We start from the raw sequence: 22,866 nt of genomic DNA on the forward strand, positions 1-22,866 counted from the left end.
TTCCACGGAGAGATTCTGGATTGCTTCGTCGCAAGGGCTCCTCGCAATGACGTGGAGAGCGCGTGTCAAATGCCCAGATACTTATGCTGCAGATCCGGCTCGGCCATCAGCTCGTTGGACGTGCCGCTCCACACCGTCTTGCCGCGCTCGATGATGTAGTGGCGGGCGCAGATGCGAGCGAGGTGGTCGACGTTCTTGTCGACGACCAGGATCGACTGGCCCCGGCTCTTGAGCAGCGACAGGCAGCTCCAGATTTCTTCGCGGATCAGCGGCGCGAGACCCTCGGTCGCTTCGTCCAGAATCAGCAGCTTCGGATTGGTCATCAGCGCGCGGCCGATCGCGAGCATCTGCTGCTCGCCGCCGGAGAGCTGGTTGCCCATGTTGGCGGCGCGCTCGGCGAGGCGTGGGAACAGCACGTAAATCGCCGCCAGTGTCCAGGGATTGGGGCTGCCGAAGCGATCGGCCGCCGCTGCGACCAGGTTTTCGCGCACGGTGAGGTTCGGGAAGATCTGGCGTCCCTCAGGAACGAGGCCGATGCCAAGCTTTGCAATTCTGTAGGATGGAAGCTGACGCACATCCGCGCCCGAAAACCGGATCGCGCCTGCGCGGGCCGGCGTCAGACCCATGATGGAGCGGATCGTCGTGGTCTTGCCCATGCCGTTGCGGCCCATCAGCGAGACCATCTCGCCCGGCTTGATCGACAGCGACAGGCCGAACAGCACCTGGGAGAGGCCGTAGCAGGTCTCGATGCCGTCGATATCGAGCAGCGTGTCAGCCATGATGCGTCACCACGTGCTGGTCGCCGAGATAGGCGCGTTTGACGTCTTCGTTGGCCCGGATCGCGGCCGGATCGCCGGAGGCGATGACGCGGCCATAGACCAGCACCGAGATGCGGTCGGCGAGCGCGAACACCGCGGGCATGTCGTGCTCGACCAGCACGATCGAGACCTCTTTGCGCAGCTCCTGGAGCAGCTTCACCATGCGCTGGGATTCAGTCACACCAAGGCCTGCCATGGGCTCGTCGAGCAGCAAAAGCTTCGGCTTGCTGGCGAGCGCAACCGCAAGCTCCAGCTCACGTCGCTCGCCATGGCTGAGCCGGTTCACCACGACATCGGCCCGATGCGACAGGCCGACGCGGTCGAGCGCGGCGTGTGCGGCATCGCGTAGGCCCTTCTCCTTGCGCGCATTGGCGAAGAAGCGGAACGAGGTGCCGGCATGCGCCTGTGCCGCTAGCGCGACATTGTCGGCGGCGGTGAAATCAAGCAGCAGCGAGGTGATCTGGAACGAACGTGCAAGGCCGAGCGCGCAGCGGCGATAGGCCGGCAAGTATGTGATGTCGCGCCCCGCCAGCGAGACGCTGCCGGAATGCGGCTCGAGATGCCCGGTGAGCTGGCTGATCAGCGTGGTCTTGCCGGCGCCGTTCGGGCCGATGATGGCGTGCAGCTCACCGCTGGCAACGTCGAGCGAAACGTTGTCGGTGGCGAGGATGCCGCCGAAGCGGCGCACCAGCTTTTCGACGCGGAGCAAGGGTTCAGCCACGGCCGGCCCTCCCGAGCAAACCCATGATGCCGCCGCGGCCGAACAGCACGATCAGCAGCAGCAACGGGCCCATGATCAGCGCCCAATATTCGGTGATCTGCGACAGGAACTCTTCGAGCAACAGGAACACCACGGCCCCTATGATCGGGCCGAACAGCGTGCCCATGCCCCCGAGGATCACCATCACCATGAGGTCGCCGGAGCGCGTCCAGTACATCACGGCCGGGCTGACGAAATCGGTGTTGTTGGCGAGCAGCGCGCCGGCAAGGCCGCACATGGTGCCTGATATCACGAAGCAGACCAGCTGGTAGCGTTTTGCGGGAAAGCCGATCGCCTGCATGCGCTGCTCGTTGGAGCGCAGGCCCTGCACGACGAGGCCGAAGCGCGAATTGACGATGCGCCAGATCAGGAAGACCACGCCGAGCAGGCAGGCGAGGCAGAGATAATAGAACTGCGTGCGGTTGCCGAGATCGATCAGCCCGGCGAAGTCGCTACGCTTGTAGATGGTGAGGCCATCATCGCCGCCGTAGCGCGCCAGTCCCGAGGCGACGTAATAGGCCATCTGGGCGAAGGCGAGCGTGATCATGATGAAATAGACGCCGCGGGTGCGAAGTGAGAGCGCGCCGATCACCAGCGCGTAGGCAGCGGAGGCGGCGAGCGCGATCGGAAACTGGACGAAGCCGGAGCCAACGCCTTCCTGCGCCAGCATGCCCACGGCATAGCCGCCGATGCCGAGATAGGCGGCATGGCCGAAGCTCATCATGCCGCCAAAGCCCATGATGAGGTTGAGGCTCGCCGCGGCCAGCGCCAGGATGATGATGCGGGGGAACAGCGTCAGGATGAAGACGTTGCCGGTCAGCTGCGAATAGAGCGGCAGCAGCACGAGGCCGGCCAGCATCAGGGCCGTGACGGCCTTGCCCACGGTGAGACCCTTCATCGACGATTGGCCGGAAACAGCCCCTCCGGCCGCACCACCAGCACGATCGCCATCAGCAGGTAGATCAGCATGGAGGACAGCGCGGGCGCGGCGGTGGAGGCGGCGGCGCCGCTGAGCACCTGCCGGAGCAAATTGGGCAGGAAGGCGCGGCCGAGCGTGTCGATCATGCCGACGAAGATCGCGGCGAGGAACGCGCCGCGGATCGAGCCGATGCCACCGATCACGATGATAACGAAGGCGAGGATCAGGATGTTCTCGCCCATGCCGATCTGCACGGTGAGGATCGGCGCCTGCATCAGCCCGGCAAGGCCGGCGAGCGCCGCGCCAAGGCCGAACACCAGCGTGTAGAGCAGCTTGATGTTGATGCCGAGCGCGCCGATCATCTCGCGGTTGGAGGCACCAGCGCGGATCAGCATGCCGATGCGGGTCCGCATCACGCCGAGATAGAGCAGGAGCGCGACCAGCAACGCCACGATGATGATGGCGAGGCGATAGGCGGGATAGTGAATGCCGGGCAGGATCGGCACCGGCACCGTGAGCCAAGCCGGCAACGGCAGCGCCAGGCCCGCCGGGCCCCAGATCAGCCGCACGGCCTCGTTGAAGAACAGGATCAGGCCGAAGGTCGCGAGCACATGGTCGAGATGGTCGCGGCCGTAGAGATGCCGGAGCGCCGTCACTTCCAGCGCGATACCGAGCACCAGCGTGGCCCCGAGCGCCATCAGCGCGCCAGCTAAGAAGCTGCCGGTCCAGGCCGCGAAGGTCGCGGCGAAATAGGCGCCCATCATGTAGAGCGAGCCGTGCGCGAGGTTGACGAGATCCATGATCCCGAACACCAGCGTCAGGCCGGCGGCGAGCAGGAATAGCAGCAGGCCGAACTGCAATCCGTTCAAGAACTGTTCGACGACGAGCAGCATCAAGACTCTTTCAGGCGCACGTAGCGTCGCGCCGATGTTCGAACAATGTCGCCATCAGTGAAAGAGCTCCCCCTGCCTCTTCAAGGCCGAAAAATGGGTAATGGCAGTATCGTTCCGAGGCAAGAGCGATTCGACGCCAGACATGCACTTTGTTGCATGCCGGTGCATGCGATCAAATGGCCCTGCAAGAAAGCTGCCGTACCGGCTGGGGCAACCTGCCGCACCCAAACGATCGCCCTCCCCCCGTTGCCGGGGAGAGGGGGTGACATTCATGGGGTCGAGGGGATGCGTCTAGTGCGACGTCATCTGCTGGGGAAGGTCTTCAGGTTCGGCGAGCACGCTGTTGACCGTCGAGGCCTCCAGGGCCGCCATCCGGAACAGATAGGCGAGCGTCGCCAATCCGGTGTCTTCCGCCATCTGCGCCAGTTCGAGCGCCATGTCGGACATGTAGCCGAGATTCTCGTCCCTGGTCTGCGCCATGATCTGGCTATCCCGCATCATGTTCGACATCTCAGGCACTCTTTCGTTGCGCGGCGGCAGCGCCGCAGAGGTTGGCACGGGCGACGGCATCCAGATGCGGGCCGTCCTGGCGCACGACCGAAGTCATGCCGATGCGGTCATGCAGGACATCGAGCGTCTCGCGTCGAATGTCGATGGTCGCCGCCATGGTCCACGCATTCTCCACCAGCGCCGGCAGGCCGAGCGGCGTCACGACGAAGCCGGCCTCGTGGAAACGCGGCAGCCACCAGGTTTCCATGATCGCGCTGACCCGCGCGATTCCCTGATTGAGGCAGAACTCCTGCACCGCCGCCATCAGTTGCAGGTTGAGCGCGCCGTCGCGGCGATCACGCACGACGAAGTAGCGCGACCATTCCCAAATCAGCGGATCCGCAGGATACCCGCGCACCGACGCCAGATGCGGGAACACCTCGCTCATCATCGTGGACTTGGTAGTCGGGTAGAGCCTGTGGCCGCCGACAACGCGCCGCCCCTCCAGCGCCAGCAGATAGACGGTGTCCTCGTCGTCATAGGAATCGATCTCGCGGCCGTCGGACCTGCGTAACGTTTCCCAGCGACGCTCCTCGACGAAGATGTCGTGACGCAGCCGGAAATGCTGCTCGATCACGTCTTCATAAAGGTGGCGATTTGCCGCGGAAATTGCGTGAATCATGAAATCCCCCATTCATCCTCAATGGGAGAAGAATCTGCGAAAAGACGCAGGTTCGATATTGGGAAATTTCCCAGTACGATGCTTAGGGAGCGATGATCTTGTTCCGAATCGCCAGCGCCACTGCATGCGTGCGGTTGACGGCACCGAGCTTACGCGCGGCAGTTGCAAGATGCTCTTCGGCCGTGCGCTGCGTGATGTGCAGGATCTCGCCGATTTCCCAGGCCGACTTGCCCTGCGAGGCCCAGGAGATCACCTCGCGCTCGCGCGGGGTGAGGCGGGTCGAGGGACAAGGCGCCGGCTCGAGCAGACGGCGAATGTGGTCGAAGCCATACATCGCCATCAGATGCAGCGCCGGCTTGCTGCGGGCATTGAGGTCGAGATGGACGCCGCCGAGTGATACCGCAGCTTCATAGCCGGTGAGCCCGTGGATCGGCACGATGAAGCCGCGCGACATGCGGAACTCGCTGGCACGATTCATCACCTCGGCCGCGTTCGGCTCGAGCTCGGCGTCGTAGGGCGCTTCCGACCATTCGAACGGATTGACCGATTGCCGGCACAACCGCACCACGGGATCGACGCGGTCGTAATTGTTCTGGGTGTAGAGGCTGAACCATCCGGCCGGCCAGCGCTTGGCGAGCACCATCTGTGCGAACCGCTGCTCGGGGTTCGGCAATCCCGTCACGATGATGGTTTCGAAGCCGAAGCGACCGAACGCCGTTTCGAGTGCGTCCATGGCGTCCGGAACCTTGGTATAGGCTCCGAGCCCTTCGATGAAGTCGAGCGCCTCCCGGCCATAATCTACGGCGGACATCGGTGCATTTCCTGACCCACGCCGGCCCGTATAGCACGTATTCGGGCGCTGTCTCAAACGCGCTGCGGCCGTAGTTTCCCGGTGCGCATCTGGCCTGAAGAATTAAACTACTTGTGGCAGAATTGGCGCCACGATACACCTCAACGCGTCCGAAGCGGGAAACCCACGATGGAAGACGAGGACATCGCCCTCAACAGCGTGCTCGGCCTGGAATTGAACCGCGTGTTTTTCGCCGTCCGCGAAACGGCAAACAAGCAGAAGATCATCGAGTTCGCGCGCGAGGTGCTGCAAGACGAGCGCGCGGAGCTGGCCGACCGCATCTCGCCCGAGGGCCCCGCCAGCTAGAGCGCGGGCGGTAAACAACGCGACAGGTCGCGCAACGACGCAGCCCCTCCACTTGAATGCGCCGATTTTAGTCGAAACAATCTGAAAGCGAATTACTCTGCTCTCATTGGAGAAGCCGACGGCCGGCAACGCTCACGTGCCCCGGACGCAGTGCAGCGTCTCTTCGGCGATGCGCTCCAGCCGGGACACGACAACCACTTGCCGCCTCCGTCCACGCCAGCACGCACTTGCCGCTGGATGACAGCACAGCTCTCGTGAGATGATCGCCGGCATGATCGTCTTTCGGGTGCCAAGGCCATGATGACGCTGCGCCAGGTTGAAGTGATCCGCGCCGTGATGGTGACGGGCACCATCGGCGGCGCGGCGAAGCTGCTCAACGTCTCGGCGCCGGGAATCAGCCGCCTCGTCAAGTACACCGAACGCTCGCTCGGCATCCGCTTCTTCCAGCGCCAGAACGGGCGCTATTTCCCGACGCCGGAAGCCGAGAACATTTTCGAGCAGATCAACGGCGTCTACAAGAAGGTCGACGACCTCTCTGAGATCATCTCCAAGATCGGCCGCGGCGGCCTCTCGGAATTGCGCATCGGCTCGGTGCCGAGCATCTCGCAGGGGATGGTGCCGCGCGCGATCGAACGCGTCCGCCGCCGCTATCCCGACCTCGGCATCGACATCAACATCCTCAAGCTCGAGGAGGCCATCGACTACCTGATGCTCGGCCGCGGCGAGTGCGTGGCGATGAGCTATCGGCTGGGGCATTCCGGGCTCGATTTCATGCCGCTCGCCTCGGGCGAGCTGTATTGCATCGTGCCGCCGGGCCACGAGCTCTCCGGCCGCAAGCAGGTCTCCGCCGCCGAGATCACCCGCTATCCGCTGATCGGCATCGACCCCAACGATCCCTACGGCCGGATCATGGCCGAGATTTTCGCCCGCAACCGGCTCGACTACAACATCACCATCCGCGCACGCTTCGGCACCACGGTCTGCGCGCTGGTGAAGGCGGGCCTCGGCATCGCAATCATCGACCAGTTCACCGTGGCCCATGGCGGCTATCCCGGCATCGAGCTCTTGAAAATCGCCGAGCCGACGCGGTTCGACACCTATATCGCGGTCAAGCGCGGCGCGCCGCTGTCGCTCCATGTCGAATATTTCATCGAGGCCCTGCGGGCCGAGATGCGCGCGGTCGAGCCGTCCCGCGGTAACGGCAGGGCCGCTTCGGCACGCGGCCGGAAGAAATAACATCATGTTAGGTTTGTCGGATAAGAGGGTAATTGTGTTAGGCTAGGGAAAGGCTATCGTCGCGCTTGGAATTGCGAAGGTTTCTCCGCTAATGACCGGGACCGAAGGCTCCCAACGAGACGACAGCAAACCATGTCCACGCGCGGATACGCCGCCAGCAAGAAGCTTCTCACCGGCCTGATCGGCGCGCCGATCGCGCATTCCGCGTCCCCTGCCATGCACGAACGCGCCGCCGAGGCGCTCGGCCTGCGCGGCCATTACCAGCTGATCGAGGTCGCCGGCGCCGATGCGACCGGGCTCAGCATGATGCTCGAGGGCGTGCGGCGGCTCGGCTTTGCCGGCGTCAACGTCACCTATCCCTACAAGGAAGCAGTCGTCCCGCTGCTTGACGCACTGGCGCCGGGCGCCGCCGCCATGGGCGCGGTCAACACCGTCGTGGTCAAGGATGGCCGCCTGACCGGCCACAACACCGACACCACGGGATTTGCGCGCGCGGTCGCGCCGCTGCTGGCGCCAACAGGCAACGCGATTGCCTTGATCGGCGCCGGCGGCGTCGGCAAGGCGATCGCGTTTGCACTGGCCAGCCTTGATGTCACCGACATCCGCATTTTCGACCGCGAGCCGGCGCGCGCCGAGACGCTTGCTGGGCTGCTTTCCAGGCAGGGCGGCGCCAGAGTGGCAGCAACCGTCGAGGACGCGCTTGCTGGCGCAACCGGCCTCGTCAACGGCACGCCGGTCGGCATGCTGCCGAACCGCGGCATGCCCGTGCCCGCCACGCTGCTGCATGAGAGGCTGTGGGTTGCGGATGCGGTCTACTCGCCGCTGATCACACCGTTGCTGGCGGCGGCACGGGAGCGCGGCGCGAAGATCATGACCGGGCGGGAGCTCGCGATCTACCAGGCCGCCGACGCTTTCGCGCTATTCACGGGCCTTGCCCCATCGACCGAGGTCATGGGAGAGGCATTTGACGAAGTGATGGTGGCACGAAGCTCAGCCTATCACGCAGCCTAACCGAAGCGGCCGCACACAAGGCCGCGGACAACATCGACGACAAAAGGGAGGAGAACCATGAAATCGACCTTGCTGGCAGGCGCCCTGCTTGCCTTCGCGACTGCAACAAGTGCCCACGCCCAGGCGATCAAGCTCGCCGACGTCGCCGAGCTCTCGGGCGGCGGCGCCACCGTCGGCACCAACTGGAAGAACGGCATCGACCTCGCGATCGAGGAGATCAACGCCAAGGGCGGCGTGCTCGGCCGCAAGCTGGAAGTGACTCACGCGGACTCGCAGTCCAACCCCGGCGTTGCCCGCGCCCAGGTGCAGAAGGCGCTCGATGCCGAGCCCTATGTGCTGCTCGGGCCCGGCTATTCCGGCTCGGTGAAGGTCACCGCCCCGCTCGCCGCCGAAGCCGGCATCGCGCAGATCATGGGCGGCGAAGCTGCCGAGCTGACACAGGCAGGAAACAAATTCCTGTTCCGTACCTCCTTCGGCCAGCAGTCCTCGATGCCGAAGGTCGCAAAATACATCCACGATGAGATGAAGGCGAAGACGGTCGCGGTGGTCTGGGTCAACAACGATTTCGGCCGCGGCGGACGCGACGTCGTGATCAAGGAGCTTGACCGGCTCGGCTCCAAGGTCGTCGCCGATCTCTCCACCGAAGCCGGCCAGGCCGATTTCGCCGCCGACGTCGGCAAGATCAAGGCTGCCAATCCCGACGCCGTGTTCGTCTACCTGAACGAGGAAGAGAGCGCGCGCATCCTGAAAGAGCTGACGCGCCAGGGCGTCACCGCGCCGCTGATGGGCGAGACCACGCTGATCGGCCAGAAGGTGATCGAGCTCGCCGGCGATGCCGCCAACGGCGCGCGCGGCCATGTCGGCCTCACCACGGATGCGCCGGTCGACCTGATCAAGGCCTTCCGCGAAAGATTTTCCAAGAAGTACAATTACGTCCCTGATCATAACGGCCTGAAGGGCTATCTCGCCGTCTACATGGTGAAGGCCACCACCGAGAAGATGGGCAAGGTCGACCCGAAGAAGTTTGCCGACACGCTGCACGGCTCCACCATCAAGGCCGCGGACGAGCCGGGCATTTTGATGGACGTCACCTTCAGCGACACCGGCGACATCGACCGCCAGAGCTTTCTGGTCGAGGTCGTCGAAGGCAAGCAGGTGGTGAAGCAGGTGCTGCCCAAGGTGAAGTGATCTTCGCCTCTCCCCGCGCCTGTCGCGCCGAAGCGTCAGCGACCGCGGATGCGGGGAGAGAGCGGGGCGAGAGACACGAGAGAGGAACATGTCCAACCTGTTCGATCTTCTGGTTGCGGGGCTCGCCACCGGCGCGATCTACGCGCTGGTCGCAGTCGGCTTCACGCTGCTGTGGCAGACCTCGCAGACCATCAATTTCGCGCAAGGCGAGTTCGTGATGCTGCCGGCGTTCCTGATGCTGGCGGCAATGCATGCGGGCGCGCCGTTCTGGCTCGCGATCATTGTCGGCATCCTGCTCTCGATGATCCTGCTCGGTCTCGCCTTCAAGATGCTGCTGGTCGACCCGATGATGCGCCATGGCGTGCTGCCGCTGGCGATCGCGACGATGGCGCTCGCGATCGGCATCAAGGAAGCCGTGAAGCAGTTCTTCAGCGCCGAGGCCTCGCCCTTCCCCTCGATCGTGCCGACCGGCGACGTCTCCATCCTCGGCCACGCCGTCTCGCTGCAGAGCATCGGCGTGCTCGTCGTCGCCGTCCTCGCCGTGCTTGGACTGACGACGCTGCTCAATCGCACCTCGCTCGGCCACCAGATGCAGGCCGCGGCGCAGAACCCGACGGTGGCGCGCATCATCGGCGTGCCGGTCGAGCGCATGATCCTCCTGACCTTCGTGATCAACGCCTTCCTGGTCGGGCTGGCTTCGCTGCTGATCACGCCGATCTACCTTGCAAAGTTCTCGTCCGGCGAGGTGCTGGGTCAGGCCGCCTTCATCGCCGCGATCGTCGGCGGCTTCAACCAGGTGCGCGGCGCGATCGCCGGCGGCCTCCTGATCGGCGTGCTCGACAATCTCGCGGCCGCCTATGTCTCGACGCAATATCGCGCCGCCGTGCCGATGCTCTTCCTGATCGCCGTCATCCTGTTCCGGCCGCAAGGACTGCTCGGCCGCGCCGAGGAGCGCACGGTATGAGTGGCCTCGCCAAACCATTGAAGATCGCGCTCGGCCTCGCAATCATCGCCGCGCTGATCATTGTTCCCATGAACTTCAACCGCTACGGCCTCTTCATCCTCAGCCAATGGGCCGTGATGAGCATCGCCGCGATGGGCCTCAATCTCACGCTGGGTTATGCCGGCCAGGTCTCGCTGGCGCAAGGCGCCTTCGTCGGCATCGGCGCCTATGCCGCGGCGATCATGACCACCCATGGCTGGCCGCTGCCGGCGGCGATTCTCGTTGCGATCGTGCTCAGCTTCGCGGTCGGCTGGGTGCTCGGCTATCCCGCGCTGCGCGTGCAGCACCATTACCTCGCCTTCGTCACGCTGGCCTTCTCCACCCTCGCCTTCCTAGTGTTCCGCAACGAGAGCTGGCTCACCGGCGGCATCTACGGCATCTCCAACATCCCGCGTCCGCACATCTTCGGCTTCGCGACCAACAAGCCGCTGCCGTTCTACTATGTCTGCCTCGGCTCGCTCGCGATCGTGTCGTTGGCGGTGTGGTGGCTGATCCGCTCGCCCTGGGGCCGCGCCTTCATGGCGCTGCGTGAGAATCCCTTGCGCGCGCAATCGCTCGGCATCGACACCCGCCGCTACACGCTGATGGCGTTCGCGATCGGCTCCGCGCTCGGCGGCATCGCCGGCGCGCTCTACGCGCCGCTGACGCAATACATCGATCCCGTTCCCTTCAACCTGTCGCTCTCGCTCGACCTCCTGATGATGGTGATCGTCGGTGGCGCCGGGTTCTATTTCGGCCCCTTCCTGGGGGCCATGATCGCGGTGCTGCTGCCGGAATGGCTGCGCTTCACTGAAGGCTATTATCTGATGCTGTACGCAGTGGCGGTGATGCTGCTGCTGATCTGGTCGCCGACCGGCATTCTCGGGATCCTCGATCGTTACATGGCCGCACGGCGGACCAAGGCGGCCTCCGCCCTGCGCGCCGTCGCCAAGTCGCGTCTGGAGACGGTGCAATGAGCGCGGTCCTCGAAGTCACCAATATCAAGAAGAACTTCGGCGGCATCAGCGCCGTCGACGGCGTCTCTTTCGACGTGCGCGAGGGCGAGATCCTCGGCCTGATCGGCCCGAACGGCTGCGGCAAGTCGACCCTGTTCAACTGCATCCTCGGCCAGCTCACGCCGTCGGGCGGCGAGGTCAAGCTCGACGGGCAGGTGGTCACGGGGCTACGTCCGTCCGAGCTCAACAAGCTCGGGGTCAGCCGCACCTTCCAGCTGCTGCAGGTGTTCCCGAAGCTTTCGGTGCGGGAGAACCTGATCCTCGCCGGTCAGGAGCACCAGGGCAACATGGCCTCGCGCCTGGTCGGCCGCTCCGACGCCGGACTGACCGACGCCGCCAACCAGATGATCGGCTTCTTCAAGCTCGACCCCCTCGCCGACGAGCCCGCCGGCGGCCTCTCCTATGGCCAGCAGAAGCTGCTCGATGCCGCCATGGCCTTCATGGGCGGCCCGCGCCTCGTGCTGCTCGACGAGCCCGCCGGCGGCGTCAATCCGTCGATGCTGGCGGACCTCAAGGATCGCCTGGTCGCGATCAACCGCGAGAAGAATGCCACCTTCGTCGTGATCGAGCACAACATGGAGTTCGTGATGTCGCTGTGCTCGCGCGTGATGGTGATGGCGGAGGGCAAGGTGCTGGCGATGGGACGCCCCGACGAGGTTCGCAAGAATCCCGCCGTGATCGAAGCCTATCTCGGACATTAGGGAGCGCGAGCCATGAGCGACCCGATCCTCTCGGTTCACAACCTCGTCGGCGGCTACGGCAAGATGACGATCCTGAACGGCACCCCCTTTGCCGTTCCTCAAGCCACGATCACGACGATCATCGGCCCCAACGGGGCCGGCAAGTCGACCGTGTTCAAGGCGATCTTCGGCCTGCTTAGGCTGCGCGAGGGCAAGATCAGCTTTGCCGGCCGCGACGTCACCAATTTGAGCCAACGCGCGCTGCTCAATGCCGGCGTCTGCTACGTGCCGCAGGGCCGCAACATCTTTCCGGAGCTGTCGGTGCGCCACAACATCGAGCTCGGCGGCGTCGCCGCAGACAAGGGCCTCGACCTGCCCAAGCGGATCGAGGCGGCGCTCGACCTGTTTCCGGCGCTGCGGCGCAAGTCGGCGCAGCAGGCCTCCACGCTCTCGGGCGGCGAGCAGAAGCAGCTCGAGATCGCCCGCTCATTGCTGCTCGAACCAAAGCTGGTTCTGATCGACGAGCCCTCGATCGGCCTGTCGCCAATGATGGTGCAGCAGACCTTCGACATCCTCAAATCCTTGCGCGACCGCGGCGTCACCATCCTGATGATCGAGCAGAACGCGCGCTCGGCGCTGGAAATCTCCGACATCGGCATTGTGCTCGAGCTCGGCCAGACCCGCATGGTCGACGACGCGAATCGCATCCTGGGCGATCCCCGGATCGGCCAGCTCTTCCTCGGCGGTGCGATGGAGGAGACCGCGGCATGAGCGCGAAGATGCGGATCGCCGTGGCTGGCGCCGGCCTGATCGGCCGCCGCCATATCGAGTTGATTTCGGCATCAAGGGACTGCGAGCTCGCCGGCATTGCCGACCCCTCGCCCGCCGCGACGAGTTTTGCCTTGGCGCACAACGTGCCCTGCTATTCCGATCATCGTGCGCTGCTGGCGCAAGTGAAGCCCGACGGCCTCGTCATCGCTTCGCCCAACACGCTGCACCTGCCGATGGCGCTCGATTGCGCCGAAGCGGGCGTGCCGGCTTTGATCGAGAAACCGGTCACCGAAACGGTTGCCGCCGCGCAGCGCCTTTGCACCGCGGTGAAGCGCACCGGCGTGCCGATGCTGGTCGGCCACCATCGTCGGCACAATCCGATCATCAAGTCGGCCCGCGAGACGGTGGCGGGCGGCAAGCTCGGCCAGCTCACCGCCGTGGTCGGGCTCTGGCTGCTCAGGAAGCCCGACGACTATTTCGAGGTCGCCTGGCGGCGTGAAGCGGGAGGCGGACCGCTGCTGATCAATCTCATCCACGACATCGACAATCTCCGCTTCGTCTGCGGCGAGATCGCCGACGTGCAGGCGCTCACCTCCAACAAGGCGCGCGGTTTCGCGGTCGAGGACACCGCCGCCCTTCTGTTGCGTTTCGCCAATGGCGCAATCGGAACCGTGACGGTGTCGGACGCGACGCCGGCGCCGTGGAGCTGGGAGCTGACCGCGGGCGAGAACGCGGTCTATCCGAGGCAGGACCAACCCTGCTACGTCTTCGCCGGCACCGACGGCTCGCTGTCGGTGCCGACCATGGAGCTATGGTCGTATCCGCAAGACCCGGGCTGGCATGCGCCGCTGGCGCGTGAGCCCATCGCACTCGCGACATTCGATCCGCTGGTCGAGCAGCTCCGGCATTTCTGCGCAGTGATCGCGCGCCGCGAGCAGCCGCTGATCTCGGTCGAGGACGCGATGGGCACGCTCGCGGTCGTCGAGGCCGTCAGCGAAGCCGCGCGGACGGGGCAAAGGATCTCGCCCGGGCAGATCGTGGAGCAAGCCGCATGAACAAGCGCTCGATCGCGACCGTCTCACTCTCGGGGGCACTGGACGAAAAGCTCCGTGCCATCGCGGCCGCCGGCTTTGACGAGGTCGAGATCTTCGAGAACGACCTGCTATCGTTCGGCGCAGGCCCGCGCGACATCGCCAAGCTCTGCGGCGATCTCAACCTGAAGATCTGCGCGTTCCAGCCGTTCCGCGATTTCGAGGGCATGCCGGAGCCGCAGCGCGCGCGCAATTTTGCCCGTGCGATGCGCAAATTCGACCTGATGCAGGAGCTCGGCACGGACCTGCTGCTGATCTGCTCCAACGTCTCGCCGGCCTCGCTCGGCGGCATCGATCGCGCCGCAGACGATTTTCGTGAGCTCGGCGAGCGCGCAGCCGGGCGCGGCTTTCGCGTCGGCTACGAGGCGCTGGCCTGGGGCCGCCACGTCAACGACTACCGCGACGCGTGGGAGATCGTGCGCCGCGCCGATCACCCTGCGATCGGCGTCATCCTCGACAGCTTTCACGCGCTGGCGCCGGGCTTTCCGACCCGCCCCATGGCCTCGATCCCCGGCGACAAGATCTTTCTGGTGCAGCTCGCGGACGCGCCGAAGCTCGAGCTCGACATCCTGTCCTGGAGCCGGCACTTCCGTTCCTTCCCCGGACAGGGCGATCTGCCGGTCGGTGAATTCATGACGGCGATCGCGGCGACCGGCTATGCCGGGCCGCTGTCGCTGGAGATCTTCAACGACCAGTTTCGCGCCGGCTCGGCCACGCAAACCGCGGTCGACGGCCTTCGCTCGCTGATCCTGCTGGAGGACCAGCTCGCACCGGACTGGCCGCGCTTCGCGGCCGAGCCGCTGGCGCCGAAAGCGAGGAGCCGGGGCACCGGCTTCGTCGAGTTTGCGGTCAACGAGAGCAAGGCCGGAGACCTCGCCCGCCTGTTTTCGCAGCTCGGCTTCCGCAAGACCGGCGCCCATCGCAGCAAGGCGGTGGAGCGCTGGTCGCAGGGCAAGGTCGAGCTCGTCATCAACAGCGAGACCGACGGCTTCGCCCATTCCCACTATGTCACGCATGGCCCCGGCGTTTGCGCCATTGCGCTCGATGTCGACAATGCAGGTCTTGCGATGCAGCGCGCCGAGGCGCTCAAGGCGCGCACCTTCTACCAGCCGGTCGGGCCGGGCGAGCTTGAAATCCCGGCGATTCACGGCGTCGGCGGCAGCCTGCTCTATTTCCTGGATCAGGCCGGCAAGAACTGGGACACGGATTTCGAGCCTGTTGCGAGCGGCTCGGGCGCAGACGCGCTGCTCGCCGTCGACCACATCGCGCAGTCGATGCCTTATGACGAGATGCTGTCGTGGCTGTTGTTCTACACCGGCATCCTCGACCTGACGCGCCTGCCGCAGATGGAGATCGCCGATCCCAGGGGTCTCGTGCAGAGCCAGGCCATCATCAACGCCGACCGGAGCCTCCGCTTCGTGCTCAACGGCTCCTCCGCCAACCGCACGCTGCCGGCGCGCTTCATCTCGGAGTTTTTCGGCTCGGGCGTACAGCACGTCGCGTTCTCTTGCCACGACATCTTCGCGACGGTCGCGGAGATGCGCGAGCGCGGCGCGGATTTCCTCGATATCCCCGCCAACTATTACGACGACATCGAAGCCAAATACGACCTCGCGCCCGAGCTGATGGCGCTGCTGCGCGCCAACCACATCCTCTACGACCGCGAGGGCGGCGGCGAGTTCTTCCAGGTCTACACCCACATCTTCGACGAGCGCTTCTTCTTCGAGATCGTCGAGCGCAGGGATTATCAGGGATTTGGCGCGGCCAATGCCGGCATCAGGCTGGCCGCACAGGCGCGCGAAGTGCGGCCCCCGAGCATGCCAAGGATGTAATTACCCTCTCCCCGGAAAGCGGGGAAAGGGTAAGAACGAGAGCTCACTTCATCTTGCACTTGTCGTGGAAACGATCCTGGTCGTTCTCCACGATGGTCGCGACCGTCTTCAGCGCGAGTTGACCCTCGGCGTCCTTGACCACGTCCTGGAGATAGAAGCTCTGCACCGGGATGTGGTTGTTGCCGTATTTGAACGCGCCGCGCAGCGACTTGAAGTTGGCCTTCTCCATCTCGGCCTTCATCGCGTCCTTCTTGCTGGTATCACCCTTCACCGCGGCCACCGCGCTGCTGATGAGCTGGGCCGCGTCATAGGATTGCGCACCGTAGTAAGTCGGGCGCAGGCCGGGATATTTCTTGCGGTAGTCGGCAACGAAGCGCTTGTTCTGCTCGTTGGGGAGGTCGTTGACCCACTCCTGCGCGCCGGGAACGCCGAGCGCATTCTCCTTCTGCAGCGGCAGCGACAGCTCGTCGACGGTGAAGGCGGTGTAGAGCGGCATCGTGCTCTTCAAACCCGCCTGCGCATATTGATTGAGGAACTGCACGCCGGCAGCGCCGGGATAGAACACGAAGATCGACTCCGCGCCCGAGGCGCGCGCCTTGGAGAGTTCGGCGGAAAAGTCGAGCTGGCTCGGCCAGACCGTGTATTCCTCGCCCTTGATCTCGCCCTTGAACGTGCTCTTGAGGCCCGCGAGCATGTCCTTGCCGGCAGCATAGTTCGGGCCGATCAGGAACACGCTCTTGACGCCCTTCTGGTTCATGTAGAGGCCCATCGCCGCGGGCGTCTGGTCGTTCTGCCAGGAGGTCGAGAACACGTAAGGTGAGCAGAGCTCGCCGGCGAGCTGCGACGGACCGGCATTGGCCGAGATCAGGAAGGTCTGCGAGTCCACCGCCGTCTTCAGCGAGGCCAGGAGCACGTTCGACCAGATGTAGCCGACGATGAAATCGACTTTGTCCGATTGCACCAGCTTCTCGGTCTTCTGCTTGCCGACATCGGGCTTCTGCCCGTCATCCTCGTAGATGACCTCTACCGGCTTGCCCTCCATCTTCCGACCCATGTGATCCAGCGCGAGCTCAAAGGAGTTGCGCATGTCGTTGCCGATCACGGCGGTCGGGCCGCTGAAGGTCGAAACGAAACCGATCTTGATGGTGTCGCCGGCGGATGCCGGGCCCGCCAGCACCAGCGCCGCTGCGCCCGCCAGCCAGAATGCCGTCCTCATAACCACTCCCCTCCTTATTATCGGTCCCGGAAACGGGGTGATCGCCGCTCCAGGCCAGTCACTATTGAACGCAAAATCTGTCGAGCCGCCAATGGCTCAGCGCCTGCCGCTGCACCATATTTCGCCCTCATCGGGATTGGCAAGAAATATAGTTCTACTCACTTCGGCCGAGGCTGCGGCGCTTTTTCGCGCCAATTGATACATCCGCTCTATGCCGCGATTGATGACCTCTATTGGACCGCGACGCCCAATCCGCACTTAAATGAGGAAGAAGCAGCAGCGAATTCGAGGACGTATCATGGCCGCAAATCCCCATCGCGTCGTCATTGTCGGCGCCGGCTTCGGCGGGCTGGAGACGACCTACCGGCTCGCGGGCGCCCCGGGCGAGATCACGCTGATCGACCGCCGCAACCACCATCTGTTTCAGCCGCTGCTCTACCAGGTCGCGACCGCCTCGCTCGCCACCAGCGAGATCGCCTGGCCGATCCGCCACCTCATGCGAGACCGGCCCGAGGTGACGACGCTGTTTGCCACTATCAACGGGGTCGACGCGGCGCGTCGCTGCGTGCTGATCGACGACGGCAGCGAGGTGCCCTACGACACGCTGGTGCTCGCGACCGGCGCGCGTCACGCCTATTTCGGTCACGATGAATGGGAGGCATGGGCGCCGGGCCTGAAGACGCTTGAGGATGCGACCACTTTGCGCCGGCACATCCTGGTGGCATTCGAGCGCGCCGAGCGCGAGACCGACCCGGCAAGGCGCGCAGCGCGGCTGACCTTCGTCATCGTCGGCGCCGGTCCGACCGGCGTCGAGCTCGCCGGCACCATCGCCGAGATGGCGCATCACACTTTGCCCGGCGACTTCCGCAACATCGACACTCACAAGGCACGCGTCGTGTTGATCGAAGCGGGACCGCGCGTGCTCGCAGGCTTCCCGGACGATCTCTCGGCCTATGCCCAGGCCTCGCTGGAAAAGATCGGCGTGGAGGTTGTGCTGGGACAGGCCGTCACCGAGATCAATCGCGAGGGCGTGGTGTTCGGCGGCAAGCTGCTCGAAGCCAAGACGCGAATCTGGGCCGCCGGCGTCCGCGCCTCGCCTGCCGCCGAATGGCTGGGTGCGCCGAGCGACCGCGCCGGACGCGTGCAGGTCGAGGCTGACCTCACCATTCCAGGCCATCCCGAGATCTTCGCGATCGGCGACACCATCAGCATCAACGCCTGGGACGGCAAGCCGGTGCCGGGCATCGCGCCGGCCGCGAAGCAGCAGGGGAAATACGTCGCCGCAACCATCAAGGCCCGCCTGCGCGGAGCCGCGACAGGCCCCTTCCGCTATAGACACGCCGGCAGCCTCGCCCAGATCGGCAAGCGGCTCGCGGTCATCGACTTCGGCCGCTTCAAGCTGCGCGGCGCGATCGCATGGTGGATCTGGGGCATCGCTCACATCTACTTCCTGATCGGCCTCCGCCACCGCCTCAGCGTCGCTCTTAGCTGGCTCTGGATCTACGCGCGCGATCAGCGCGCGGCGCGGTTGATCACGCAGGGAAGCAGCAAGGTGGTGTAGCCCTCTTCCCTTCTCCCTAGTGGAAGCGGGAACACAATGATCGGCTACAACCCGATCCACTCTCGCGACGCATCATCATTCAACCGCGCCACCGCCTCCGCGCGACGCGTCAGCACGGCGCGCTGGTTGACGTAGCCCTTGTCGGTGATCTCGCCGCCGTCGACCGATGGCGGCTCTGCGAGCAGCAGCGCGCGCGTGGCATGGCCGGAGGAATTGGCGGCCTGCTGCTTCAGTTTCGCCAGTCCCTGCGCGATCGCGGTCCTGACCTTGTCATGCGCGAGCACCTCATTCACATCGGCCGTCTCGCCCAGACCGGCAAGGGCACGGCAGGCCGCGATATTCGGAAACACCAGGAAACGAACCTCGTCACCGCCGTGGCCTGACACGACGATGTCCTGCGCCAGCGGCGCGAGCGCGGCAATGCCGGCGACGCGCAGCGTGCCGACGCTGACCCAGGTGCCGGAATTGAGCTTGAAGTCCTCGGCAACGCGGCCGTCGAAGAACAGGCCGCGCTCCGGCCGCGCGAGATCGGCAAGCTTGACGGCATCGCCGATCCGATAGAAGCCCTCCTCGTCGAAGGCCTGTCTGGTCAGCTCAGGCGCCTTCCAATAGCCCGGCGTGACGTTCGGACCCCGCACGCGCACCTCCAACTTGTCGCCGGAGGTGACGAGCTTCAATTCGGTGCCGGGAATGGGCACGCCGATATTGCCGGAGCGTTCGGCGAGGAAATGGCAGTCGGTCGCCAGCGGCGAGGTTTCCGTCGAACCCCAGGCCGACACCATCGGCAACGCGCGGCCGACGGTCTTGAGCGAGAGCTCCTCGAGCGCGTCCCAGAGATTCTGCGGCAATGCCGCGCCGGCATAGAAGGCGAATTTCACCTCGCTGAAGAAGCGGCGGCACAACTCCTCGTCGCCGCGCAGCGCCGCGATCAGCATGTCGAAGCCGCGCGGCACGTTGAAATAGACCGTCGGCAGCACGCTTTTCAGATTGGCGAGTGACGTCGCAAACAGGCCGGGCGCGGGTTTGCCGCCGTCGATATAGAGCGAGCCGCCGTTGCGCAGCACGAGGTTGAAATTGTGGTTGGCGCCGAAAGTGTGACTCCAGGGCAGCCAGTCGAGAATGACGAGATCGCCACGGCCCGGCTGCAGGAAGGTCCAGGTCTGTGCCTTGGCCTGCTGGCTCGAGGTCAGCATGCGCTGGGTGTTGATGACCGCTTTCGGCGTGCCGGTCGAACCTGAGGTGAACAGCAATTTTGCGATCGTGTCCGGCGTCACCGAAGCGAACGCTTTTGCGACGTCGCTGCTCTCCGGCGTTGCCGCGATCGTGCCGAAGGCGAGCGCGCCGGCGTCATCCTCATTGCCGCTGATGATCTGCGCCCGGTGCAGCGGCGCGATGGCGGCCAACGCCGCGGCGAACGGCCCAGTCGCAGAGACGTAGATCGCGCCCGGCTCCAGCAGCGTGATCATGCTCTTGAGCTTCTCGAAATCCCTGGACATCAGCGAATAGGCCGGCGAGATCGCGGCCGACGGCACGCCGACATGCTGGGCGGCGAGCGCGAGCAGCGCGTGGTCGATGCTGTTGTCGGAGAGGATCGCGAGCGGGCGCTCGCCACTGAGCCCCTGCGCCAGGATCCAGGATGCCGCCGCACGCACCTGGCGCAGCGCCTGCGCATAGGTGACCGTGGTCCACGGCGCGTCGACATGGCCGCGCTCGGCAAGGAAGATCGCGTCCGGCGTTTGCCGCGCCCATTGCTCCAGCCAGTCGCCGACGCAACGCGCGCCATCGCGCAAGCGTTCGGGCGAGCGCAGCACGATGCTGCCGTCGGCGCGATGCTCCGCGACGGTCCTGGGCGTTGCGAACAGGTCTGCAACGTCACCGCGTGGGGCGACTGTCATGTGGTTCCTCCTCCGCCCGGATCCGGGACCGGCCGCAACCTCGTTGCGGGCTGCTTTGGCAATAATGTTGGGCATGGCAATTGTTGTCGTCAACAACAATCTTTCGCAAAAGTTTGGGAGCCGCTAAGGTCCCGTAACAGGAGACATGATGTGACAACCAACGCAGCTCGAGCCGAACTTCGCCCACGCAAGCGTGCCGGCAACGGCGCTGTACCTCGCGATCTCGCCGACGAGATCGGCCTCGACGTCCTGGTCGGGCATGCCGGCTACGCGGTGCGGCGCTTCCAGATCTGGATTTTCCAGGACTTCATCAAGACGCTCGGCGAGGTCGACATCAAGCCGACGCAATATTCGGTGCTGACCGTGATCGGCGCCAATCCAGGCCTGTCGCAGATGGCGGTGGCGAAGCGCCTCGGCATCGAGCGCGCCCGGCTGGTGCATCTGCTCGACAGCCTCGAGCAGCGCAGGCTCGTCAAGCGGGTCAAGTCGAAGGCGGACCGGCGCTCGCATGCGCTCCACCTCACCACGCAGGGCGCCACCGCGCTGACGAAGTTCAAGCGGCTCGCCGCCGAGCATGAGCGGCATGTCGAGGCGAAGATCGGCAGGGACAACCGGGCGCAGCTGCTCCGGATCCTGGCTGGCTTCACCTGATCTCGACCGCCCAAGATTTGGGCAGATGCCCGTCGCAGGGCGCCGGCGCAGCCGCCTGCCGGCTCGCCGAAATCCCTTCCAAGCCACTGATTGCACGATAATATCTGGAGAAATCGTTCTGCCCGGATAATGTACACAATGGCACATCGCTTGCTTCACTCCTGGCGAAGACGATTGCCGGAGTTTTGTCGCCATGGGGGCTGAGCCTGAAACGATCGCCGCGATTGTGGCCGCGCATCGCGCGGGCACGCTGACGCCGGCGCAGACGGTCGCGCGGACCTATCAGCGCATCCGCGACCACAACGATCCCGCCATTTTCATCAGCCTGCGCGACGAGAGGGACGCGGTCGCGGAGGCCGAAAAGCTTGCCGCGCGCGCGGATGCGGCCAGCCTGCCGCTCTACGGCGTGCCGGTCGCGGTGAAGGACAATATCGACACGCTCGGCTTTCCGACCACGGCGGCCTGCCCGGCCTTCTCCTATATGCCGACGCATGACTCGACTGCGGTGGCGCGGCTGCGCGCGGCCGGCGCCATCATCATCGGCAAGACCAATCTCGACCAGTTCGCAACCGGCCTCGTCGGCGTGCGCTCGCCTTACGGCATCCCCCGGAATTCGATCCGCGAGGATCTCATTCCCGGTGGATCGAGCTCGGGCTCCGCGGTCGCGGTCGGTGCGGGCCTCGTGCCGCTGACGCTGGGAACTGATACTGCCGGCTCAGGCCGCGTGCCGGCGATGCTCAACAACATCGTCGGGCTGAAGCCGAGCCTCGGCATGATCTCGACCGCTGGGCTCGTGCCGGCCTGTCGCACGCTCGACTGCATCTCGATCTTCGCCCTGACGGTCGACGACGCCGCGCTGGCGCTCTCGGTGATGGCGGGGCCGGACCAGGCCGATCCGTTCTCGCGCGACCGGCGGCTGCGCCCACTGACACAGTTCCCCGCAAATTTGCGCCTCGGCGTGCCGCGCAACGGGCAGCTGATCTTCTTCGGCGACAAGAAGGCGGAAGCTGCCTACGCCGATGCACTGAAGCGCTGGACCGCGCTCGGCGCCAAGCTGGTCGAGTTCGACCTCGAGCCATTCTACGAGACAGCGCGGCTGCTCTATGAGGGCCCGTGGGTCGCCGAGCGCTATCTCGTGATCAAGGACCTGCTGGCGTCGGCACCCGATACGATCCACCCCGTGACCCGCGAGATCACCGCGGCCGGCGCGCGGCTCACGGCGGCGGACACCTTCTCCGCACTCTATCGGCTGCAAGGCCTGCGCAAGATCGCCGAGCGCACCTTTGCCAATATCGACGCGCTGGTGCTGCCGACCGCGCCGACGGCCTATACGACCGCGCAGGTGCTCGCCAATCCGATCGAGCTCAACAGCCGCCTCGGCACCTACACCAATTTCGTCAACCTGCTCGACCTCTGCGGCCTGGCGCTGCCGGCGTCGATGCGCGCCGACGGCATTCCGTTCGGCATCACGCTGCTGGCGCCCGCGGGGCGCGATGAGATGCTCGCCAGCATCGGCCGCGTCTTCCATGCGGAGACCAAGCTGAGCCTCGGCGCGAAGGGTGTGGTGGAGGCTCCGCTCGCGCCGCTGCCGGCCAGCAGCGGCGACGAGATTCCGATCGCCGTAGTCGGCGCGCATCTCTCCGGCATGACGTTGAACGGTGAGTTGACGGCGCTGAGCGGAAAGCTGATCGAGGCGACGAAAACTGCGCCGGACTACAAGCTCTATGCGCTTCAGACCACACCGCCGAAGCCGGGCCTGCTGCGCGTCGCAGCCGGCAAGGGCGCGTCGATCGAGCTGGAGATCTGGTCACTGTCGCCGTCCGCCTTCGGCAAGTTCGTCGACGCCATTCCCGCGCCGATGGCGATCGGCACGGTGCGCCTTGCCGATGGCCGCAGCGTCAAGGGCTTTCTCGTCGAGCCGGAAGTGCTGAGCGAGGCGCGCGACATCACGGCGTATGGCGGCTGGCGCGCATATATGAAGGAAGCAGCAACAAAGTAGGTCTCATAGGGTGGGCAAAG

General features: G+C 65.2%; 22 protein-coding genes. 13 read left to right on the top strand and 9 right to left on the bottom strand.

The window, feature by feature from the left end; all coding sequences use genetic code 11:
- Window positions 1–65: 65 nt before the first annotated feature.
- From X268_RS30595 to X268_RS30625, 7 genes are all read right to left on the bottom strand, one after another.
- Window positions 66–779 (bottom strand): ABC transporter ATP-binding protein, encoded by a 714-nt coding sequence (locus tag X268_RS30595; RefSeq protein ID WP_128928386.1) that lies wholly within the window; start codon window positions 777–779, stop codon window positions 66–68.
- Complete coding sequence (locus X268_RS30600) at window positions 772–1,539, bottom strand: ABC transporter ATP-binding protein (RefSeq protein ID WP_128928387.1); 768 nt, start codon at window positions 1,537–1,539, stop codon at window positions 772–774. The genes X268_RS30595 and X268_RS30600 overlap by 8 nt, the downstream gene beginning before the upstream one ends.
- A complete protein-coding gene (locus X268_RS30605; RefSeq protein WP_128928388.1) occupies window positions 1,532–2,476 on the bottom strand; it encodes a branched-chain amino acid ABC transporter permease in 945 nt (314 codons plus the stop codon). The genes X268_RS30600 and X268_RS30605 overlap by 8 nt, the downstream gene beginning before the upstream one ends.
- Window positions 2,473–3,390, bottom strand: a complete 918-nt coding sequence (locus X268_RS30610; RefSeq protein ID WP_128928389.1) for a branched-chain amino acid ABC transporter permease — start codon at window positions 3,388–3,390, stop codon at window positions 2,473–2,475. Before X268_RS30610 ends, X268_RS30605 begins: the two co-directional genes overlap by 4 nt.
- Window positions 3,391–3,681: 291 nt before the next feature.
- Window positions 3,682–3,900 (bottom strand): hypothetical protein, encoded by a 219-nt coding sequence (locus tag X268_RS30615; protein WP_128928390.1) that lies wholly within the window; start codon window positions 3,898–3,900, stop codon window positions 3,682–3,684.
- Between the two features lies 1 nt (window position 3,901).
- Window positions 3,902–4,561, bottom strand: coding sequence for an acyl-homoserine-lactone synthase (locus X268_RS30620; protein WP_164938011.1), 660 nt, complete (start codon window positions 4,559–4,561; stop codon window positions 3,902–3,904).
- A gap of 82 nt (window positions 4,562–4,643) precedes the next feature.
- Window positions 4,644–5,372, bottom strand: coding sequence for a helix-turn-helix transcriptional regulator (locus X268_RS30625; RefSeq protein WP_128928392.1), 729 nt, complete (start codon window positions 5,370–5,372; stop codon window positions 4,644–4,646).
- Window positions 5,373–5,540: 168 nt separating this feature from the next.
- Between X268_RS30625 and X268_RS30630 the strand changes: the two genes are divergently transcribed.
- The 10 genes from X268_RS30630 to X268_RS30675 all read left to right on the top strand — a co-directional run bounded on the left by X268_RS30630 (window position 5,541) and on the right by X268_RS30675 (window position 15,524).
- Entirely contained in the window at window positions 5,541–5,717 is a 177-nt protein-coding gene (locus X268_RS30630; protein ID WP_128928393.1) for a hypothetical protein, read from the top strand.
- Between the two features lie 297 nt (window positions 5,718–6,014).
- Window positions 6,015–6,953: a LysR family transcriptional regulator gene (locus X268_RS30635; protein ID WP_128928394.1), complete on the top strand. Its 939-nt coding sequence runs from the start codon at window positions 6,015–6,017 to the stop codon at window positions 6,951–6,953.
- A gap of 132 nt (window positions 6,954–7,085) precedes the next feature.
- On the top strand, window positions 7,086–7,964 hold the full coding sequence (locus X268_RS30640) for a shikimate dehydrogenase (RefSeq protein WP_128928395.1): 879 nt from the start codon (window positions 7,086–7,088) through the stop codon (window positions 7,962–7,964).
- Between the two features lie 57 nt (window positions 7,965–8,021).
- On the top strand, window positions 8,022–9,152 hold the full coding sequence (locus X268_RS30645) for an ABC transporter substrate-binding protein (protein ID WP_128928396.1): 1,131 nt from the start codon (window positions 8,022–8,024) through the stop codon (window positions 9,150–9,152).
- Window positions 9,153–9,240: 88 nt separating this feature from the next.
- Window positions 9,241–10,116: a branched-chain amino acid ABC transporter permease gene (locus tag X268_RS30650; protein ID WP_128928397.1), complete on the top strand. Its 876-nt coding sequence runs from the start codon at window positions 9,241–9,243 to the stop codon at window positions 10,114–10,116.
- Window positions 10,113–11,111: a branched-chain amino acid ABC transporter permease gene (locus X268_RS30655; RefSeq protein ID WP_128928398.1), complete on the top strand. Its 999-nt coding sequence runs from the start codon at window positions 10,113–10,115 to the stop codon at window positions 11,109–11,111. Before X268_RS30650 ends, X268_RS30655 begins: the two co-directional genes overlap by 4 nt.
- The gene (locus tag X268_RS30660) at window positions 11,108–11,851 is read left to right on the top strand and encodes an ABC transporter ATP-binding protein (protein ID WP_128928399.1); all 744 of its coding nucleotides are present in this window, start codon (window positions 11,108–11,110) and stop codon (window positions 11,849–11,851) included. Before X268_RS30655 ends, X268_RS30660 begins: the two co-directional genes overlap by 4 nt.
- 12 nt (window positions 11,852–11,863) lie before the next feature.
- Window positions 11,864–12,601 carry an ABC transporter ATP-binding protein gene (locus tag X268_RS30665; protein WP_128928400.1) on the top strand — a complete coding sequence of 246 codons (738 nt, stop codon included), beginning with the start codon at window positions 11,864–11,866 and terminating at the stop codon, window positions 12,599–12,601.
- Entirely contained in the window at window positions 12,598–13,656 is a 1,059-nt protein-coding gene (locus tag X268_RS30670) for a Gfo/Idh/MocA family protein (RefSeq protein WP_128928401.1), read from the top strand. Before X268_RS30665 ends, X268_RS30670 begins: the two co-directional genes overlap by 4 nt.
- Window positions 13,653–15,524, top strand: a complete 1,872-nt coding sequence (locus X268_RS30675; protein WP_128928402.1) for a bifunctional sugar phosphate isomerase/epimerase/4-hydroxyphenylpyruvate dioxygenase family protein — start codon at window positions 13,653–13,655, stop codon at window positions 15,522–15,524. The genes X268_RS30670 and X268_RS30675 overlap by 4 nt, the downstream gene beginning before the upstream one ends.
- A 43-nt stretch (window positions 15,525–15,567) precedes the next feature.
- On the opposite strand, the gene X268_RS30680 is transcribed toward X268_RS30675, so the two are convergent.
- Entirely contained in the window at window positions 15,568–16,740 is a 1,173-nt protein-coding gene (locus X268_RS30680) for an ABC transporter substrate-binding protein (RefSeq protein ID WP_128928403.1), read from the bottom strand.
- A 298-nt stretch (window positions 16,741–17,038) separates the two neighbouring features.
- Between X268_RS30680 and X268_RS30685 the strand changes: the two genes are divergently transcribed.
- On the top strand, window positions 17,039–18,301 hold the full coding sequence (locus X268_RS30685) for an NAD(P)/FAD-dependent oxidoreductase (protein ID WP_164938012.1): 1,263 nt from the start codon (window positions 17,039–17,041) through the stop codon (window positions 18,299–18,301).
- Window positions 18,302–18,345: 44 nt separating this feature from the next.
- On the opposite strand, the gene X268_RS30690 is transcribed toward X268_RS30685, so the two are convergent.
- Complete coding sequence (locus X268_RS30690) at window positions 18,346–20,196, bottom strand: feruloyl-CoA synthase (RefSeq protein ID WP_128928405.1); 1,851 nt, start codon at window positions 20,194–20,196, stop codon at window positions 18,346–18,348.
- A 150-nt stretch (window positions 20,197–20,346) separates the two neighbouring features.
- Here X268_RS30690 and X268_RS30695 point away from each other — a divergent pair, with 150 nt between their 5' ends.
- Together X268_RS30695 and atzF are read left to right on the top strand one after the other, a co-directional pair.
- Window positions 20,347–20,847: a MarR family winged helix-turn-helix transcriptional regulator gene (locus tag X268_RS30695; RefSeq protein ID WP_128928406.1), complete on the top strand. Its 501-nt coding sequence runs from the start codon at window positions 20,347–20,349 to the stop codon at window positions 20,845–20,847.
- A gap of 193 nt (window positions 20,848–21,040) precedes the next feature.
- Complete coding sequence (gene atzF / locus X268_RS30700; protein WP_128928407.1) at window positions 21,041–22,846, top strand: allophanate hydrolase; 1,806 nt, start codon at window positions 21,041–21,043, stop codon at window positions 22,844–22,846.
- The last annotated feature ends 20 nt before the right edge of the window (window positions 22,847–22,866 follow it).

The organism is Bradyrhizobium guangxiense (assembly GCF_004114915.1).
GTDB classification, from domain to species: domain Bacteria; phylum Pseudomonadota; class Alphaproteobacteria; order Rhizobiales; family Xanthobacteraceae; genus Bradyrhizobium; species Bradyrhizobium guangxiense.